The following is a 16187-nucleotide window of genomic DNA, read 5'->3' on the forward strand; positions in this document are numbered from 1 at the left end:
GTGAACCGGACCTGTAGTGCCATGTAGTGCGATGGACAAAGCCCTCGGCGTTAACGGAAAGGAACGAGCGCTCATGCGCGAGATCCTCGGAAGGCGACGCAAGCTCCTGTTCCGGCGCGGCGGAAGGTCGGCGCAGCTCGGTGCGGCGCTCCATTACGCCACCGAGTGGCAGTGGCCGGTTCTTCCCGGTGTGGGACTCAGGTCCGCCGGCCGGCAGCCGGCCGGCGCCCGGCTCGGCCTCGGCGAGCGGGTCGCCCGTCGGTGCAGCTGTCCCGACCCCGACTGTGTGGTGCCCGGCGCGCACCCCTTCGACCCCGGTCTGCTGGCGGCCACCACCGATGCCCGGATGGTGCGCTGGTGGTGGACGAACCGCCCCGATGCCCCGGTCGTGCTGGCCACCGGCGACCGCGCGCCCTGCGCGGTGAGCCTGCCCGCCGTCGCCGGTGCCCGCGCCCTGGCGGCCCTGGACCACTTCGGTGTGCGGCTCGGCCCCGTGGTGGCCACGCCCACCCGCTGGTCGCTGCTCGTATCGCCGTACGGCCTACCGGAGTTGGGTGAGCTGCTGCACTCCCAGGACTGGGTGCCCAGCTCGCTGCGGTTCCACGGCGAGGGTGGCTATGTGGTGCTCCCGCCCTCCCAGATCGGCTCCGGCCGGGTCCGCTGGGAGCGGCCGCCGGCCGTCACTCCTGCCGCGCCCTGGCTGCCGAAGGTGGCCACGATCGTGGACGCACTGGTCACGGCGAGCACCAGCACCCCCGACGGCGGCAGCCGCCTCGCGTACTGACACCTGCGGCTGCCTGCGGTGCCTGCGGATGCCTTGGGCGCCCGCTCCCCGGGCGCCCCGTCCTGTGCGGGCGCCCGCCGTGCGTGGGTGCCCGCCGTCGCGTGGGTGCCCGTCGCGCCGGGCGGCTCGGCCGTCCCCCGCGAGCGACCGACGGTCGGGTGGTCGGACGGGTGGACGGGAAGTCGGGCGGGCGGCAGGGTCGGCCGGTCGGTCGAGCGGGACGACGTACCCGGGTGACGGGGGCGGACGAAACAACCCGCGACGGATCACCCGTACGGGTGTGACCTGCCCCGATCTCTTGGGGAAACGGGGGTCCGGGTGCCCGGGGGCACCCTCGCCGGCCGATAGGTTCGGCCTACTGTCAAGCCGCCGTCAGCGGCATCTTCAATCGCAGGTGGGGCCCATGCAGCGTGCGCAGAAATTCCGCATGATCGGGCTCGCCGGTACGGCGCTGCTTGCCATCGCCGTGCCGCTGGGCGCCGCGATGGCCGGCCCGGCAGGCACCTCGGCTCCGGAAACGGGGTCCGGGGAGGCAGCCAAGGCCGAAAACAGCTCCACGGCGGAAACGGAAGACACGTCTGAAAACGGCCCCAAGCCGGGCAAGCGGACCGCTGCCGCCTCCACGAGGCAGGCCGGCTCCCTCGCCCGCCCCGGCCTGCCGCACCTCACCGGCCGCACCTCCCGCTGCGGCCCCGAACTCACCGCTCCCCAGGGGATCGAGGCCCAGACCTGCGTGCTCGCCGAGGACGGTCTGACCTGGGGGCGTACGTACTACCGCAACCGCACCGGTGACCGGCTGCGCGCCGTACTGACGCTGCTGCGGCCCGACGGCAGGACCGTCCAGGTGAACTGCGAGGTACCACCGGGCGGGGTGCCGGGCTTGTGCGAGACGCCCACCGCCCCGACCGTGCACAGGGGCCGGCTGGCGTACGCCGCGGTCGCGGAGATCGCCGATGCGGCGGGGGAGCGGCTGCTGCTGCGCTCCGGCAGCAACTCGTCCGCGGAAGGCGGCGGTTCGGTCCACTGAGGGCGCGGGCGCGAGAGTCGACGGAGCCAAGCGGAATGCTTGGTTCCGGACATGGAAGCGCCCGGTCGCTGGCGACGGGGGATGCACCAGCGACCGGGCTTCTAGAACCGTAACAAGAGATCGGCAGTTCGCAAATTCGATCGTGGATTTCCGGACGCCTATTTACCGGCAGGTACGGGGAGTTGTGACAGGCGTCACGCAGGGGGTTCCCCGGAGGCGTCCGGTCCGCATGGTCGGGGGCGGCGCGGTCAGCTCAGGGTGACCTGACGGTTGGTGAGGCCGCCGCGTGCCCGCCGCTCCTCCGGGGTCAGCGGGGCGTCCGTCGCCAGTGCCTGGGCCAGCCGCTCGGCGAAGGCCTCGGCCGGCTTGGCGACGTCGTCGGCGCTCATCGACGAGGGCAGGTCCCAGACCGGAACGACCAGGCCGTGGGCACGGAACGAGCCCACCAGACGGGTGCCCTCACCGAGCGAGGTGGCGTCCGCGGCGTGCAGCCGGGCGAGGGCGTCCAGCAGCTGCTCCTCGGGGTGCGCGGTGACCCAGCGCAGATGGTTCTTCTCCGGGGCCTCGCACCAGTACGCGCCCTCCAGCCCGGGGATCCGGGCGGTCGGGATGGCCGCGGCGTTGGCCCGCTCCAGGGAGGCGGCGACCTCGCCGGTGGCGTTCTCGGCGTTCTCCACCCAGAACTCGAAGCCGGTGTGGACGGTCGGCTCGAAAGCCGCGTCGGGGTCGAGCAGATCCTGGAGCCGCGGACCGTCGGCGGTGTGCCGCTCGGCCGCTACCGGGTTGCCGGGCTCCGTGGCCAGCGCGCGCTGAAGCGTGTCCGCGAGGTCGCGGCTGAGGTCGCCGGAGGCGGTGTCGTTCTGGAGGCCGAGCAGCACCGCTCCGTTGTCGCGGCGCAGCGCGGGCCAGGCCATCGGCAGCACGGTCGCCAGCGTCACGGACGGGACGCCCTCGGGCAGCCCGCCCTTCAGCGTCAACTCGGCGGTGGCGGCGGGCACCAGCTCGCGCATCGCCACCCAGTCGCACTCACCGGGCAGGCCCTCGAAGGGGCGCTGCACGAGCTCGGTGGCGGCGTGCGCCGCCTGTCGCCCGTGACAGGCCTTGTACCGGCGGCCGGAGCCGCACGGACAGGGCTCACGGGCGCCGACGACCGGCACCTCGCCGTCCCTGATCTGCGGTGCTGCGGCCTGGGGCTGGGGACGGCGCTTCTTGGCCATGGCGACGGTGTCTCCTGGTCGATCCTGGGCGTACGGACGCGTTTCGGCGCGAGCCTAGAGGATTGCGTACGAGGCCGCGCTCGTTGCGTACCGGGCCGTGTCCCGCCTGGGTGCGGCGGGCGTCGGCGTGTCCCGGGGTGCCGCTACGTCAGATCGTCGAAGTCCGGGAAGCCCGCGGTCAGCGGCCGCCCGGTGCTCAGGCCCGCGCCCGTGGGGAGCGAGGCCGGCAGATCCGGCATCAGGTCCACGCGCGTAGCGAACGCGCCTTGAAGCGAGAGCACCGCCCAGACCGTGACCTCGCCGGCGACGGTGTCCCGTACGCCCCAGTCCTTGGCGAGCGAGCGGATGATCGCCAGCCCGCGGCCGCCGCGCGCCGTGACCGACGGAGTGGCCGGAAGTGGTCGGGTCGGGCCGCCGCCGTCCGTGACCGCGACGGTCAGTCTGCCCTGCGCATCAATTCGCCAGGAAGCCCGGACGGATGCCGGGGGGGCGTCCTTTGTGCCGGGCGTTACGGAACCCGGTGATCCGTTTTCGTATATCGGACGCGCATGGCGACACGAATTACTCAACAGCTCGGAAAGAACGAGCACCGCGTCATCGACGACGGTGTCCTGAACTCCACTTGCCAACAGCTCTTCTCGCATGCGTCGTCTGGCCATGCCCACACCCACTGGACCATGAGGTACGGCCATGATCGACGACGTCGGCACCTCTTGTGCCACCACCAACGCCACCCCCGAGACCTCCTTTGCCCCACGCCACGGGATGAATGCCCCAATGGACTGGACCGGAAACCGGCCAAGCGGCACGCAGTGACGCATTGGACATAAGCGAATACGGCCCGAATGCGCCGGTGCACACCCTGTGAGGAGCTTTAGCCAAGGCCGAGTTGCATTCGTACCTGCTTGGGGCGATTTGTAATGACCGCGTCCACGCCCAATTCCTGGCACAGCTCGACATCGGCGGTGTCATTGACGGTCCAGACGTGGACCCGGTGGCCGGCCTGGTGCGCCCTGGCGACGTACTCGGGGTGCGCGCGCAGGATCCGTATTCCGGGTCCCGCGATGCCGACGCCGGGCGGGAGCCGGCCGTCGCGGTGCCGCGGCGTGAGGAATTGCATCAGGTAGACGCCGGGGATGCCGGGCGCCGCGGTCCGTACGCGGTGCAGTGAGCGCGCCGAGAAGCTCATGACCCGGACCTGGGAGGTCCGGTCGGCCCGCGTGGCCGGTTTGGTGTGTCCGAACCGGGCGAGCAGCTCGACCAGCCGTTCCTCCACCTGTCCGGCCCAGCGGGTGGGGTGTTTGGTCTCGATGGCCAGCTCGACCCGGCGGTCGGCGTCGGCGACCAACTCCAGCAGCCGCTCCAGCGTCAGTACGGAGGTCCGCTCGGGATCCTCGTGCTGCCGGTCCGGGGCCTCGTTCGCGGCCCCGTCGCCCTTCCAGGAGCCGAAGTCGAGCGTGGCCAGGTCGGCGAGTTCGAGGGCGGAGACCGGTCCGCGCCCGTTCGAGGTGCGGTTCACCCGCCGGTCGTGGACGCAGACGAGATGGCCGTCCGCGGTCAGCCGGACATCGCACTCCAGGGCGTCGGCGCCGTCCTCGATCGCTCTGCGGTAGGCGGCGAGCGTGTGTTCCGGAGCGTCCTCCGAGGCACCGCGGTGGGCGACGACGGAGATGGCGGGACGGCCGGGACCGGCGTCCTGGGCGGGGCGTGCATAGGTCACCGCGTTATCGTGCCATCCACCGCTGCCGGGCCGCCGGGCGCATACCCCGAGGTGCGGAACAGGGGATGCGCCGGTTTTGTCCGGCATAAAGGATGAGGGGACAGTCACAGCCTCGGCTTACGGCGCTCTGACGCGCGGTGGGAAAGGGTGGAAGGGAGACTCGCCCCTACCGGCCGGCCCGCGGTGTCCGGAGCGGCCTGCGGACCGGGACTCGCGACAGCCCCGATACGCGGGACGGGGCCTGCGGTCATGGCCGCGGGCCCGGACCGGCGGACCGGGACTCGCTCGTACCGCCCGGATCCTTGATCCTGGAGTACGGGTTCCGCGTCGACCGGCACGGCGAGCTGCACGACCCGGAGGGCCCGCCAGGCCCGCCGGACCGGACGACAGGACCTGGCGGCCCTCGGGCCTCCGAACGCAACAACCGCACACCCGGCGGGCCGCACGGTCCGCCGGCCCGTAAGACCGCACCATCCGGACGCACCCCCAGGGTCCGGCCGAACTGCAAGCCCCGGAAGAAACGGCCCGCCCCCGGCACTCAGACATGGCTGAGGCCCCGGGCGGACAGGAGACCCTCCTGCCAGGGCCGTGGGCGCCGACAGTCGTGAAGCTGAGGAGAGAGCTGTGAGCACCGAGAACGAGGGAGCCGCCGTCCCGTCGGAGGCCAAGCCGCCGACCGGGCCGCAGCCGGACAGCGCGTCCGCCTCCGGCGCCCGGACTCCCGGCGCCCCGCCCGCGCCGGGCGCTCGGCCCGCGGCGCCCCCGCCGCCGGACTTCGCACCGACCGTCGTCCCGACCTCCGGCGACTTCGAGGAGCCGGGCCCCATGCCGCCCGCCTACGGCGCCGGACACCCCCGGCACCCCGGCTACGGCCACCCCGGCGACGACCCCGCGGCCGAGCAGACCAGCCAGTTCCCCACCTACTCGGCAGCCGGCCCCGGAGCGGGCGCCGGCGGCTGGGGCCAGCAGCCTCCCTACGGTGGCGGCGGCGACCCCTGGGGCACGGCAGCCATCCCTGCCCCCAAGCGGCGCAACGGCGGCCTCATCGCCGCCGTCCTGGTGGCCGCGCTGGTCGCCGGCGGTGTCGGCGGCGGTATCGGCTTCTGGGCCGCGGGCCAGAACGACGGCGCGTCCACGACGGTCTCCGCGTCCGGCGACCCCGGGGCACTGAACCGCAAGCCCACGTCCGTCTCCGGGATAGCGCAGAAGGCGCTGCCGAGCGTCGTGACGATCGAGGCACAGGGTGCCACCGGCGACGGGGGCACGGGCACCGGCTTCATCTACGACAAGCAGGGCCACATCCTCACCAACAACCACGTCGTCGCCAGCGCGGCCAATGGCGGCAAGCTCACCGCGACGTTCTCCAACGGTAAGAAGTACGACGCCGAGGTCGTCGGCAACGCCCAGGGCTACGACGTCGCCGTGATCAAGCTGAAGAACGCCTCCGGCGCCCCGCTCAACCCGCTCCCGCTGGGCAAGTCCTCCCATGTGCAGGTCGGCGACGCCACGATCGCCATCGGCGCACCCTTCGGCCTGTCCGGCACGGTCACCACCGGCATCATCAGCGCCAAGGACCGCCCGGTGGCCTCCAGCGACGGCGGCGGCACCAGCGCCTCCTACATGAGCGCCCTCCAGACGGACGCCTCGATAAACCCCGGCAACTCCGGCGGCCCGCTGATGGACGCCGGCGGCAATGTCATCGGCATCAACTCCGCCATCCAGTCGGCCGGCAACGGCGGCGGAATGGGCGGCGAGTCCCAGCAGTCCGGCAGCATCGGCCTGGGCTTCGCGATCCCCATCGACCAGGCGCGGCGGGTGGCACAGGACCTGATCAAGACCGGTAAGCCGGTCTACCCCCAGATCGGCGTCCAGGTCGGCATGCGGGACACCGGCAACGGCGCGACCATCGCCAAGACCGGCAACAACGGTTCCGAAGCGGTCACCCCGAACGGCCCGGCCGACAAGGCGGGCCTCAAGCCCGGCGACACCATCACCAAGCTCGACGACACGGTGGTCGACAGCGGCCCCACCCTCATCAGCGAGATCTGGCAGCACAAGCCCGGCGACGAGGTCACCCTGACCTACAAGCGCGCCGGCAAGGAGCACACCACCCAGGTCACCCTGGGCCAGCGCACAGGCGACAAGTGACGCGCTAGTCTGATCCCGCGACACTTGCACACCGGTGTTGCGGGGAGGCTTGCCCGAGCGGCCTAAGGGAACAGTCTTGAAAACTGTCGTGGCGGCAACGTCACCGTGGGTTCAAATCCCACAGCCTCCGCAGAGGTAGATGAACATGCAGGTCGGAGCGGGTTCCGGTACTTCCGGGGCCCGTTCCGACTGCGTTTTCGAGGTCCGGAACCGGCGAAGGGGCCGCGTCCGCCGGACTGTGGCGGGCGCGGCCCCTTCGGGCTCTGGGGGGAGGCTTCAGGCAGGTGGCTGTGGCCTGATGTCTGATCAGTCGTCGTCGCCGTCGTGGTCGCCGTCGTTGTCGTCCTGGTCGACGTGCTGGCCCAGGACCTTGCCGCTGGCCGCGTCGATGGTGACGTCGTGGCTCTTGTGGTCCTTGCCGAGGACGTCGACCTCCCAGACGGTGGAGCCGTTGCGGTCGTTGTCGTCGAGGCTGTAGGAGACGACGGTGCCGGGGACGGCCTTCAGGGCCTTGTCGGTGGCCTTGCCGTGGCCGATCTTGTCGGCCTTGACCAGGGCCTGGGTCTCGGCGGCGTCCTGGGCGGCGTCGTCGTCGCGGTCGGTGTGCTTGTTCAGGACCTTGCCGTTGCCGGCGTCGATGGTGACGTCGTGGTTCTTGTGGTCCTTGCCGAGGACGCCGACCTCCCAGATGAGGGAGCCGTTGCGGTCCGCGTTGTCGAGTTCGGCGGAGGTCGCGGTGCCGGGGACGGCCTCGAGTGCCTTGGCGGTGGCCTCGGACTGGCTGATCTTGTCGGCCTTGACCTGCGCGCGGTCCTTGGCGGTGTCGTCCAGGTGGCGCTCGTTCTGGGAGAGCTGGACGGAGGACTGCGGGGCCGGGCCGTCGTCGTCCGCGAAGGCGGTCGCGGCACCCGTGCTGCCGATCAGTGCGACGGCGGCGGCCGTGGCCAGGACGACGGCGCGGGGGGTGAGCGTGCGCTTGGCGGTGGCCTTCATGGGGACGTTCCTCCGGATCGTGTGGCGTTCTGTTCCGTCGGCGGGCCCTGTTGCGCCCTTCCGACATTCACCACAGTGCCGAACCGAACCTGAACACAACCTGAAGTCCTGAAGCGCTCTTCAGGTTCCGCTCCCGGAACGGGAGAAGGAGCCGCCCCGCAGGACAGGGGCGGCATTTCTCTCCAGCGGTCCCTCCGTCCTTGCCGCCCTCGTGGGCCATGTGCGGGCCAGTGGCGCCCAGTTGGACTCCCCCAGGTCGACGTCCCAGACCGGTGCGCTAGCCGTGCCCGTAGCCGGAACGCCCTTGGAACTGTTGCCGTCGCACCTCACACCCTGGGTCCCACCGCTGACCAGTGCGTGCGGCCAACCTGTGGCCAGGATCCGGGCGGGGATGGCGGAACACGGTGCCAGGTAACGGAGATTGACGACGTGTAAGCCTGTGACCAGGGATTAGGCTCATGCGACGGCCACTCGGCCGTACCTCCACACTGATCCAGCAAGGAGCACGAACCCGTGCGCATATCCCGACGCATCGTCGCGTCCCTGGGCGCCGCGACCCTGGCCGCCAGCGCGCTGACCGCCGTCACCGCCGCGCCGGCCTCCGCCGCCACCAAGGTCTCCTTCGAGTTCAACCACTACGACCCCCGCGACGAGATCCAGATATACGTCAACGGTGTCGCCAACTCCCACGTGGAGTTCCGCAACGAGGGCGACAAGCTCTGTGCCTGGGATGGCGCCGGCGACGGTGGCTACATCACCGGCAGCATTTCAAGCGGCGTCAGCGTCTCCACCAAGGGCCACAAGTCTCCGTACGATGCGTGCAAGTCCAAGAACGTAGCCGAGGGCAAGACCCTCTATCTTCAGGCGTGCTTCAAGAAGTCCGGCTTCAGCTACTGCTCCCCCAGGTACAAGGTCTGGGCGTAGTACGCCTGCATCAGCGTCCTGCCCCTCCCGTGCCCGCGCCCGCGCCCGCCCTGCCCTCCCGCGCCCGTGCGCGGGAGGGCAGGGCCATTTTTGCATCCGGGTTCCTGTAATCCCTGCCGCGTAAGGCTTTGCTGTGCGACGGGAGGTCTATTCGGGGCAGGTATTCCTTTTCGAGGCGGTGAATTCGCTTCAGGGTGAGGCGTTCTTTTCGGCGGGCCTGAGTTGTTGTTCGGTGGCACGGTAGGGTGGGGCTGGTGGGAATGTGAATTGAATTCCAGGTGTAATGCGGGAAGTGGGTAGTGGTCACCGTGGGTGCGCGGAGGGTGGGGGCAGCGGGTGCGGCCCGGCGGGGAGTCGTGCTGATCCGGCGGGCCGAAGGGCGGGATGCCGGGCGGCTCACGCGGCTGGTGCGGAGTTCTCGGGCCTATGAGGGGCGGTATGCCTCGATGGTCGAGGGGTATCGGGTGGGGCCGGATTACATCGAGGCGCATCGGGTCTTTGTCGCTGTGGAGGAGATTCCTGGTGATGAGGGTCCCGGAGAGCGGGTGTTGGGCTTCTACTCGCTCATGGTGGAGCCGGCCGAGCTGGACCTGATGTTCGTGTCGGACCAGGCGCAGGGGTACGGCATCGGGCGCCGGCTGGTCGAGCACATGCGGGGCGAGGCGCGGCGCGCCGGGATCGACAGGGTGCGGGTGGTGTCGCATCCGCCCGCCGAGGGCTTCTACCGCAGCGTGGGCGCCCGGCCCGTCGGAACGGTGCCGGCGAATCCGCCGGCGGTGATGTGGGACCGCCCGGAGCTCGAATTCCCGGTAGCTCCGGTAGCTCCGGTAGCTCCGGTTGCTCCGGAGGTTCCGGTTGCTCCGGTGGTTCCGGTGGCCGACAGCGGGGCCGGCAAGTAAATCGTTGGCCAAGCGGTCCTCTCGCATTGAGTGTGGAGGTGTGACGCGATCATTTGAGGAACTGGTGGCCGAGGCCGATGCCGTATCGGTCGAGGGGTGGGACTTCTCGTGGCTGGAAGGACGAGCCACGGAGGAGCGGCCCTCGTGGGGCTATCAACGGGCGATGAGTGAGCGGTTGGCGCGGGCGTCGGCCGCGTTGGACATCCAGACGGGCGGTGGCGAGGTGCTCGCCGGGGCGGCGAAGCTGCCGTCGGTGATGGTGGCGACGGAGTCCTGGGCGCCGAATGTCGCCAAGGCCACCGCGCTGTTGCATCCGCTCGGTGCGGTCGTGGTGGCCGACGCGGATGAGCCGCCGCTGCCGTTCGGGGATGCGGCGTTCGACCTGGTCACGAGCCGTCATCCGGTGACCGTGTGGTGGGAGGAGATCGCCCGCGTGCTGCGGCCCGGGGGCACGTACTTCTCTCAGCAGGTCGGACCGGCCAGCGTGTTCGAGCTGGTGGAGTACTTTCTGGGGCCGCAGCCCGAGCACGTACGGCGGTCCCGGCACCCCGAGGATGCGCTCCGGGCGGCGGAGGCGGCAGGTCTTGAGGTGGTCGAGCTGCGTGCGGAGTCGCTGCGGACCGAGTTCTTCGACATCGGGGCGGTCATCTACTTCCTGCGGAAGGTGGTGTGGATGGTCCCCGGGTTCACGGTGGAGCAATATCGGGATCGCCTGCGGGAGTTGGATGAGTTGATCCGTAGGGAGGGCGCGTTCGTCGCGCACACGACCCGCTTCCTGATCGAGGCGCGTCGGGGCTGACTCCTGGCACCCGCCCTCACCTCTGCCTCTGGCGCCCCTGCCCCTGGCGCCTCTGCCACATGGCGCCTCTGCCTCTGGCGCCTCTGCCACATGGCGCCTCTGCCTCTGGCGCCCCTAGATGATTGAGTCCGATGTTTGTGCTGGCCGCGACCATGGCGAAGGGCGCCCGTTGGCTCGTGTGTGACGACAAACCTGGACGCCCTTCTGGCGGCACTGTACGTGTTCATCGACGACCATGTGGCGCCACGTCGCCGGATCGGGCGACCCCCGAAACTGACAGACGCCGAACTGCTGTGCCTCGCGGTCGCCCAGGTCCTGCTGGGCTTTCCCTCGGCCCGGCACTGGATCCGCTTCGCCCACGCCCGGCTGGGGCACCTCTTTCGCTACCTGCCTCAGCAGTCCGCCTACAACAAGCGGCTCAACGCCGCCGGACCGCTGATCAGCGACGTGATCGAGGCCCTGGCCCGGCAGGTCCCGACCTGGACCGACGACCTGCGGCTGATCGACTCCACACCGCTGCCCTGCGCGGCCTCCCGCGAGACCGTCAAACGCTCCGAACTGGCCGGGCACGCCGGCTACGGCTACTGCCGCAGCCACTCCCGCTTCTTCTGGGGATTCCGGCTCTACCTGCTGACCACCGCCGAAGGCATGCCGGTGTCGTGGTGCCTGGCGAACCCCAAGCTCGGCGAACGGGAGGTGATGACCGCACTGCTGGCACGCGACCACCGCCTTGTCCGCTCCGGTCAGGTGATCCTCGCGGACAAGGGCTTCGCCGGGCGGGAGTTCGAGGCGTTCCTGACCGAGCGACTGGGCGTCCATCTGGTGCGGCCGGACCGGAAGGGCGAGCCCGTCCGGCACGGCCGTCTCGCCCGTGTCCGTCAGTGGATCGAGGCCGTGTTCGACACGCTCAAAGGCCAGCTCAGCCTGGAACATCACGGCGGCAGAACCCTGCCCGGAGTGTTCGCCCGCACCGGCCAACGACTCCTCGCCCTCGCAGCAGGTGTCTGGCACAACTGGACCACCGGCGCCAAGATCAAACGATCCCTGATCGCCTTCGACCACTGAGAACATCGGACTCATTCATCTAGGGGCTGCCGCTCCCTGTTATCCCTGCCGACGGCGGGCCGCCGAGGTGATCGTTGCGTGGGCTTCCTGTGCGGACAGGCCGGTGTGGCGGGCCGCCTCCGTCAGCCTGGCGGTGAGTTCCTGGCCGAGACCGGAGTCGTAGGCGCGGCAGGCGGCCCAGAAGAGGCGGGCATTGCGCTGGCCGGGCGGGGAGGCGCGGACGAACCGTACGAGTGCCGCGGCGGGCTGGGGCGGGACGCCGGCCGGGAACTCGCGGTGGGTGGACGGGGGCGGGGCCGTGAGGAGAGTGAGCAGGGTGCTCGGCACGGGGGCGGGGCGTTGCGGTGAGCCCGGTGCGAGGGCGTAACGCCCGTGGGCGGTGAGCGAGCCGGGGCCCACGAGGTAGCCGCCCGCGCCGCGGATGTCGACGCCGGGGGCGAGCCTGCCGACCGAATTCGGTACGGGTGCGGAGGGCGGGCCGGTGAACCAGAGGTGGCGGCCGCCGCTGGGGGTGAGGACGGTGACCGTCGGCGGGATCGGGAAGCTGTGTTGTTCGGCGAGGAACCGGAGGGCGGTCAGGCCGTCGGCGCCGTTCTTGGTGTCGAGGTCGATGCCGATGAGGTGGTGCGGGGGCAGTCCGCAGGCGAGGCCGTAGCCGATGGCCCACGGGGCGGCGGCGAACATCCGGCGGATGGTGAGCGGGTCGGTGCCGGCGTCGTGGACGCCGTGCCCGAGCCGGCCGCACTCGCCGCGGCAGGGCGGGGCCTCGGGGTGCCCGCGGTGCGGGGACCGGATGGCCGGAAGCTTGCTGCGGGTCAGCGGGATAACGGGGTAGCCGCGTCCGGCGGCGAGGAGGGCGTGGGCGAGCGCGGCGGCGTGCGCATCCCCGGGTGGGGTGGAAGGGAGCCAGAGGGGCGGGGCGGGCCGGGTCTCAGAGCGGGCTTCGGGCCGGGCGTCAGTGTGTGGTGCGACCTGCGGATCCGGTCGGGCTTCGGCTGGCGGAGCGGCCGGCCGATCGGCCCGCGGATCCGGCCGAAATTCGGCGCACGGCTCGGCCTGCGGATCCGGTCGAACTTCGCCCCATGGCTCGGCGCGCGGATCCGGTCGGACCTCGACCCACGGCTCGGCGCGCGGCTCTCCCGGCGGCTCGGCCCGCAGGCCAGGCCACGGATCGGGCCGGTCGTCGGTCGGTGTTCCGGTATGGCGTCGGTGCATGGCCATGGCTCTATTTTCGTACGAACGTTCGAGAAAGGGAAGGGGGGCGTGCGCGAAGCGGCCCGTGCGCCGGTTTTGTCGAGGGGGCGCGTGGAGCGCGCGGGCCTTGCGGGGGCGGGGTGTGGCGGGCCGCGGCGGGGTGTCGCGGCGCCGAGCGGTGCGTGTGACGGGGCGGCCGTGTGGCGGCGGGGGTTTACCCGGGGTTCCTCATGCTTGCGAGGGAATCGACCCGTTGCGACGGGTCCGCCGGGGGTTGATGGGCAAGCCTGAGTGCGCGACGTCGAAGCAAGCACCGCGGTGGTCGGCCAACTGCCCGGTGAGCAAGCGGAGTTCCAGCGATCCAGAAGTCGTGTTCCGTAGGAGGAATAGACATGGCAAGCACCCGTACAGCCCGCGTCATCGCCGTTGCCGCCGCGCTGCCCTTCGCGGCCGCGCTCTTCACCGGCGTGGCGCAGGCCGATAACGGCGGCCTTGCGAACAACGGGTCGAGTTCGGCGGCCACGAGCCAGACGGGGACCGGTGTCGCCGGCAGCAACCTCGGCAACTCGACCACCGGTCAGCAGGTCGCCAATGGCGCCGGCGCCTCCAACCAGAACAACACCGCGAGCGTGAACGGCTCCGGCCCCACGCGTATCGACCAGACCAACGCCACCGTCAACTTCACCAACCTCTGGTGAGCCGGCCCGCCGCCTGGGGAAGCGGCGACTGACCGAAGGGGGCATCGAAGGGTGCACCGAAGGGTGAGTCGAAGGGCGAATCGAAGGGTGAGACGTCAGGGCCGGTAGGGAGAGAATGGGGATTCTCCGGGGTTCACAGCGCCGACCTTGACAGTGAGCGGGTTTCTGACGGACAGTCAGAAACCCGCTCGCTCGTTCGTATGCCCGGACCTTCCTGCGGGCCGGGCGTGCGGCCACCAGAAGGGGAGCCGCCGACGTGCACCTCGCCCCGACCGCGCGCCAGGAGCAATTGCGCACTGAACTGCGCACGTACTTCCGCGAGTTGCTGCCGGACGGGCCGGTCGAAGACCCCGCGGCGCAGCGTGCGGTGTTACGCCGGATCGGTGCCGACGGCATGCTGGGACTGGGCTGGCCGACCGCGTACGGAGGGCAGGGCCGCGGTCCCGGCGAACAGTTCGTCTTCTTCGACGAGGCGTACCGCGCGGGCGCCCCGGTCTCGATGGTCACCCTCAACACCGTCGGACCGACCCTGATGAAGTACGGCACCCGGCAGCAGAAGGACTACTTCCTGCCGCGGATTCTCAGCGGCGAGCTCGTCTTCGCGATCGGCTATACAGAACCCGAGGCCGGCACCGACCTCGCCGCGCTCCGCACCCGCGCGGTGAAACGGACGGGCGAGGGTGAGGTCCCGATGACCGACGACGACACCCACGCCGACCCCGCCGGCCCCGGCCGCCCCGATGGCTACGACGCCCAGGACGCCCACGACGCCCACTGGCTGATCAACGGCGTCAAGAGCTTCACCAGCAACGCCCATCAGGCCGACTGGATCTGGCTCGCCTGCCGCACCGACCCCGGCGCCCCCAAGCACAAGGGCATCTCGATCATCCTCGTGCCCACCGACGTCCCCGGTTTCTCCTGGACGCCGATCGAGACGGTCGGCGGGCTGACGACCACCGCCACCTACTACGACGGCGTACGCGTCCCGGCCGGGAACCTCGTCGGCGAGGAGAACGCCGGCTGGAGGCTGATCACCAATCAACTCAACCATGAACGCGTGGCGTTGGCCGCCATCGGCATGCAGGCCGAGGAAGCCTTCGACGCGGCGCTGGCCCATGCCCGTACGCCGGAACCGGCGAGCGGCGAGCGGCCCGCCGACCGCCCATGGGTGCGGTCCCGGCTCGCCGAGGCGCACGCCCGGCTGGCCGCCACCCGGCTGCTGAACTGGCGGCTGGTCGGCGACGTGGGCGCCGGGACGCTGAGCCCCGGCGACGCCAGCGGGGTCAAGTTCGCAGGTACGGAGAGCACCGTCGAGGTCTATCGGATGTGCCAGGAGGTGGTGGGCGACGCCGCCCTGGTGCGGGCCGGCTCGCCGGGCGCCTTCGGGGACGGCGAGCTGGAACGGATGAACCGTGCGGCGCAGATCAACACCTTCGGGGGCGGAGTCGGCGAGGTCCAGCGGGAGATCGTCGCGACGATGCGGCTGGGGATGCGGAGGGGGCGGCGATGAGCGCCGTACAGTTCACATACGAGCAGCTCAAGGCCTATGAGGGCCGGTCGACCTCGGCCGCCGGTGTGGGCAAGGACCTGGTCAACGAGCCGATGATCAGGCACTGGTGCGAGGCCGTGGGTGACGCCAACCCCGCCTACCGGGGGCCGGACGCCATCGCCCCGCCGACCATGCTCCAGGCCTGGACGATGGGCGGCCTGTCCGGCCACACCGACCGCTCGGGGGCGTACGACGAGCTGTCCGGGCTGCTGGACAGCGCCGGATACACCTCCATCGTCGCCACCGACTGCGAGCAGGAGTATCTGCGGCCGCTGCGGCCCGGTGACCGGATCACCTTCGACGCGGTGATCGAATCGGTGTCGGAGCGCAAGACGACGAAGCTGGGGACCGGGTACTTCATCACGACGCGGATGGACATCCGCGCGGACGGCGAGCCGGCCGGGACGCACCGCTTCCGGGTCCTCAAGTACGCCCCGGCGGTGCGTACGCCCGAGGCGGCCGCGCATACGTCCGAGGCGGCCGCCCGCACGCGGCCGCGGACCCCCGGGACAGCCGAGCGGGCCCCCGGGACAGCCGAGCGGCCGCAGGTGTCCCAGCGGCCGCAAGCGCCTCAGCGGTCGCAGGCACCCGAGCAGCCCCGGGCCCGGCGCCCCCGCCCCGTCATCAACCGCGACAATGCCGGCTTCTGGGAGGGCGTCTGCGGACACCGGCTGCTGATCCAGCGCTGCACGGGATGCCGGACGCTGCGCTTCCCCTGGCTGCCCGGGTGCAATGCCTGCGGGTCGCCGGAGTGGGAGACCGTCGCGGCGAGCGGTGCGGGAACGGTCTTCTCCTACGTCGTGATGCACCATCCGCCCTTCCCCGCATTCACGGTCTCCGAGCACGTCGCGGACGCGCCTCGCCCCCATGCGGATGCGCCCCATTCCCGTCCCCATGCGGATGCGCCCCGTCCCCATGCGGATACGCCTCGCCCCCATGCGGATGCGCCCCGTCCCCACGCGGGCGCACCCAGCCCCGGCCCGGACGCGCCCGCCCCGTACGCGGTCGGGCTGATCGAACTGGCCGAGGGGGTACGGATCGTCAGCAATGTCATCGGCGTCCCGTACGACAAGGTGCGGATCGGCATGCCGGTACGGCTCGAATTCCTCCGGGTGGACGAGGAGTTGGAGCTGCCGGTCTTTCGCGCGGCAGAGGGCGGTGAGGGGTGAG

At 71.1% G+C, this 16187-nt stretch carries 15 protein-coding genes, 1 tRNA gene and 1 pseudogene; 12 read left to right on the forward strand and 5 right to left on the reverse strand.

What is annotated here, in order from left to right; genetic code table 11:
- The first annotated feature begins 73 nt into the window (after positions 1–73).
- Positions 74–784, forward strand: coding sequence for a bifunctional DNA primase/polymerase (locus K7C20_RS19635; RefSeq protein ID WP_053210559.1), 711 nt, complete (start codon positions 74–76; stop codon positions 782–784).
- A gap of 403 nt (positions 785–1187) precedes the next feature.
- On the forward strand, positions 1188–1811 hold the full coding sequence (locus K7C20_RS19640; RefSeq protein ID WP_053210558.1) for a hypothetical protein: 624 nt from the start codon (positions 1188–1190) through the stop codon (positions 1809–1811).
- Positions 1812–2059: 248 nt separating this feature from the next.
- On the opposite strand, the gene K7C20_RS19645 is transcribed toward K7C20_RS19640, so the two are convergent.
- Both K7C20_RS19645 and K7C20_RS19650 read right to left on the reverse strand, forming a co-directional pair.
- Positions 2060–3028, reverse strand: coding sequence for a DUF5926 family protein (locus K7C20_RS19645; protein ID WP_030075948.1), 969 nt, complete (start codon positions 3026–3028; stop codon positions 2060–2062).
- A gap of 143 nt (positions 3029–3171) precedes the next feature.
- The gene (locus tag K7C20_RS19650) at positions 3172–3762 is read right to left on the reverse strand and encodes an ATP-binding protein (protein ID WP_030075950.1); all 591 of its coding nucleotides are present in this window, start codon (positions 3760–3762) and stop codon (positions 3172–3174) included.
- Here K7C20_RS19650 and K7C20_RS39015 point away from each other — a divergent pair.
- A complete protein-coding gene (locus K7C20_RS39015; protein ID WP_266105151.1) occupies positions 3719–3844 on the forward strand; it encodes a hypothetical protein in 126 nt (41 codons plus the stop codon). The genes K7C20_RS19650 and K7C20_RS39015 overlap by 44 nt on opposite strands.
- A 58-nt stretch (positions 3845–3902) precedes the next feature.
- Here the strand turns inward: K7C20_RS39015 and K7C20_RS19655 are convergent, their stop codons facing one another.
- Positions 3903–4748 (reverse strand): glycerophosphodiester phosphodiesterase, encoded by an 846-nt coding sequence (locus K7C20_RS19655; protein ID WP_030075952.1) that lies wholly within the window; start codon positions 4746–4748, stop codon positions 3903–3905.
- Between the two features lie 624 nt (positions 4749–5372).
- Between K7C20_RS19655 and K7C20_RS19660 the strand changes: the two genes are divergently transcribed.
- Positions 5373–6896, forward strand: a complete 1524-nt coding sequence (locus K7C20_RS19660) for a S1C family serine protease (protein WP_053210557.1) — start codon at positions 5373–5375, stop codon at positions 6894–6896.
- Between the two features lie 43 nt (positions 6897–6939).
- A tRNA-Ser gene (locus K7C20_RS19665) sits at positions 6940–7026 on the forward strand.
- 176 nt (positions 7027–7202) lie between these two features.
- Here K7C20_RS19665 and K7C20_RS19670 read toward each other — a convergent pair.
- On the reverse strand, positions 7203–7889 hold the full coding sequence (locus K7C20_RS19670; protein ID WP_053210556.1) for a PepSY domain-containing protein: 687 nt from the start codon (positions 7887–7889) through the stop codon (positions 7203–7205).
- A gap of 513 nt (positions 7890–8402) precedes the next feature.
- Between K7C20_RS19670 and K7C20_RS19675 the strand changes: the two genes are divergently transcribed.
- The 4 genes from K7C20_RS19675 (at position 8403) to K7C20_RS19690 (ending at position 11576) form a co-directional block, all read left to right on the forward strand.
- Positions 8403–8813 (forward strand): hypothetical protein, encoded by a 411-nt coding sequence (locus K7C20_RS19675; protein ID WP_030074409.1) that lies wholly within the window; start codon positions 8403–8405, stop codon positions 8811–8813.
- Between the two features lie 299 nt (positions 8814–9112).
- Complete coding sequence (locus K7C20_RS19680) at positions 9113–9712, forward strand: GNAT family N-acetyltransferase (RefSeq protein WP_078953658.1); 600 nt, start codon at positions 9113–9115, stop codon at positions 9710–9712.
- A 40-nt stretch (positions 9713–9752) separates the two neighbouring features.
- Positions 9753–10511 carry a class I SAM-dependent methyltransferase gene (locus tag K7C20_RS19685; RefSeq protein WP_030074413.1) on the forward strand — a complete coding sequence of 253 codons (759 nt, stop codon included), beginning with the start codon at positions 9753–9755 and terminating at the stop codon, positions 10509–10511.
- Between the two features lie 180 nt (positions 10512–10691).
- A complete protein-coding gene (locus K7C20_RS19690) occupies positions 10692–11576 on the forward strand; it encodes an IS982 family transposase (RefSeq protein ID WP_030988783.1) in 885 nt (294 codons plus the stop codon).
- A 39-nt stretch (positions 11577–11615) separates the two neighbouring features.
- On the opposite strand, the pseudogene K7C20_RS19695 reads toward K7C20_RS19690, so the two are convergent.
- Positions 11616–12476 (reverse strand): annotated as a pseudogene (locus K7C20_RS19695) (bifunctional DNA primase/polymerase); the annotation flags it as partial.
- A gap of 686 nt (positions 12477–13162) precedes the next feature.
- Between K7C20_RS19695 and K7C20_RS19700 the strand changes: the two are divergent.
- The 3 genes from K7C20_RS19700 to K7C20_RS19710 all read left to right on the forward strand — a co-directional run bounded on the left by K7C20_RS19700 (position 13163) and on the right by K7C20_RS19710 (position 16186).
- Complete coding sequence (locus K7C20_RS19700) at positions 13163–13468, forward strand: hypothetical protein (RefSeq protein WP_053208732.1); 306 nt, start codon at positions 13163–13165, stop codon at positions 13466–13468.
- Between the two features lie 256 nt (positions 13469–13724).
- The gene (locus K7C20_RS19705) at positions 13725–14978 is read left to right on the forward strand and encodes an acyl-CoA dehydrogenase family protein (RefSeq protein ID WP_030088099.1); all 1254 of its coding nucleotides are present in this window, start codon (positions 13725–13727) and stop codon (positions 14976–14978) included.
- Positions 14975–16186 carry a bifunctional MaoC family dehydratase N-terminal/OB-fold nucleic acid binding domain-containing protein gene (locus K7C20_RS19710; RefSeq protein ID WP_053208731.1) on the forward strand — a complete coding sequence of 404 codons (1212 nt, stop codon included), beginning with the start codon at positions 14975–14977 and terminating at the stop codon, positions 16184–16186. The genes K7C20_RS19705 and K7C20_RS19710 overlap by 4 nt, the downstream gene beginning before the upstream one ends.
- Position 16187 lies beyond the last annotated feature (1 nt).

Source organism: Streptomyces decoyicus (genome assembly GCF_019880305.1).
Taxonomy (GTDB): Bacteria; Actinomycetota; Actinomycetes; order Streptomycetales; family Streptomycetaceae; genus Streptomyces; species Streptomyces decoyicus.

Bases quoted from the DNA above. Each gene is read 5' to 3' on its own strand.
- K7C20_RS19635 (WP_053210559.1), top strand. From the start codon at position 74: ATGCGCGAGATCCTCGGAAGGCGACGCAAGCTCCTGTTCCGGCGCGGC.
- K7C20_RS19640 (WP_053210558.1), top strand. From the start codon at position 1,188: ATGCAGCGTGCGCAGAAATTCCGCATGATCGGGCTCGCCGGTACGGCG.
- K7C20_RS19645 (WP_030075948.1), bottom strand. From the start codon at position 3,028: ATGGCCAAGAAGCGCCGTCCCCAGCCCCAGGCCGCAGCACCGCAGATC.
- K7C20_RS39015 (WP_266105151.1), top strand. From the start codon at position 3,719: ATGATCGACGACGTCGGCACCTCTTGTGCCACCACCAACGCCACCCCC.
- K7C20_RS19670 (WP_053210556.1), bottom strand. From the start codon at position 7,889: ATGAAGGCCACCGCCAAGCGCACGCTCACCCCCCGCGCCGTCGTCCTG.
- K7C20_RS19700 (WP_053208732.1), top strand. From the start codon at position 13,163: ATGGCAAGCACCCGTACAGCCCGCGTCATCGCCGTTGCCGCCGCGCTG.
- K7C20_RS19710 (WP_053208731.1), top strand. From the start codon at position 14,975: ATGAGCGCCGTACAGTTCACATACGAGCAGCTCAAGGCCTATGAGGGC.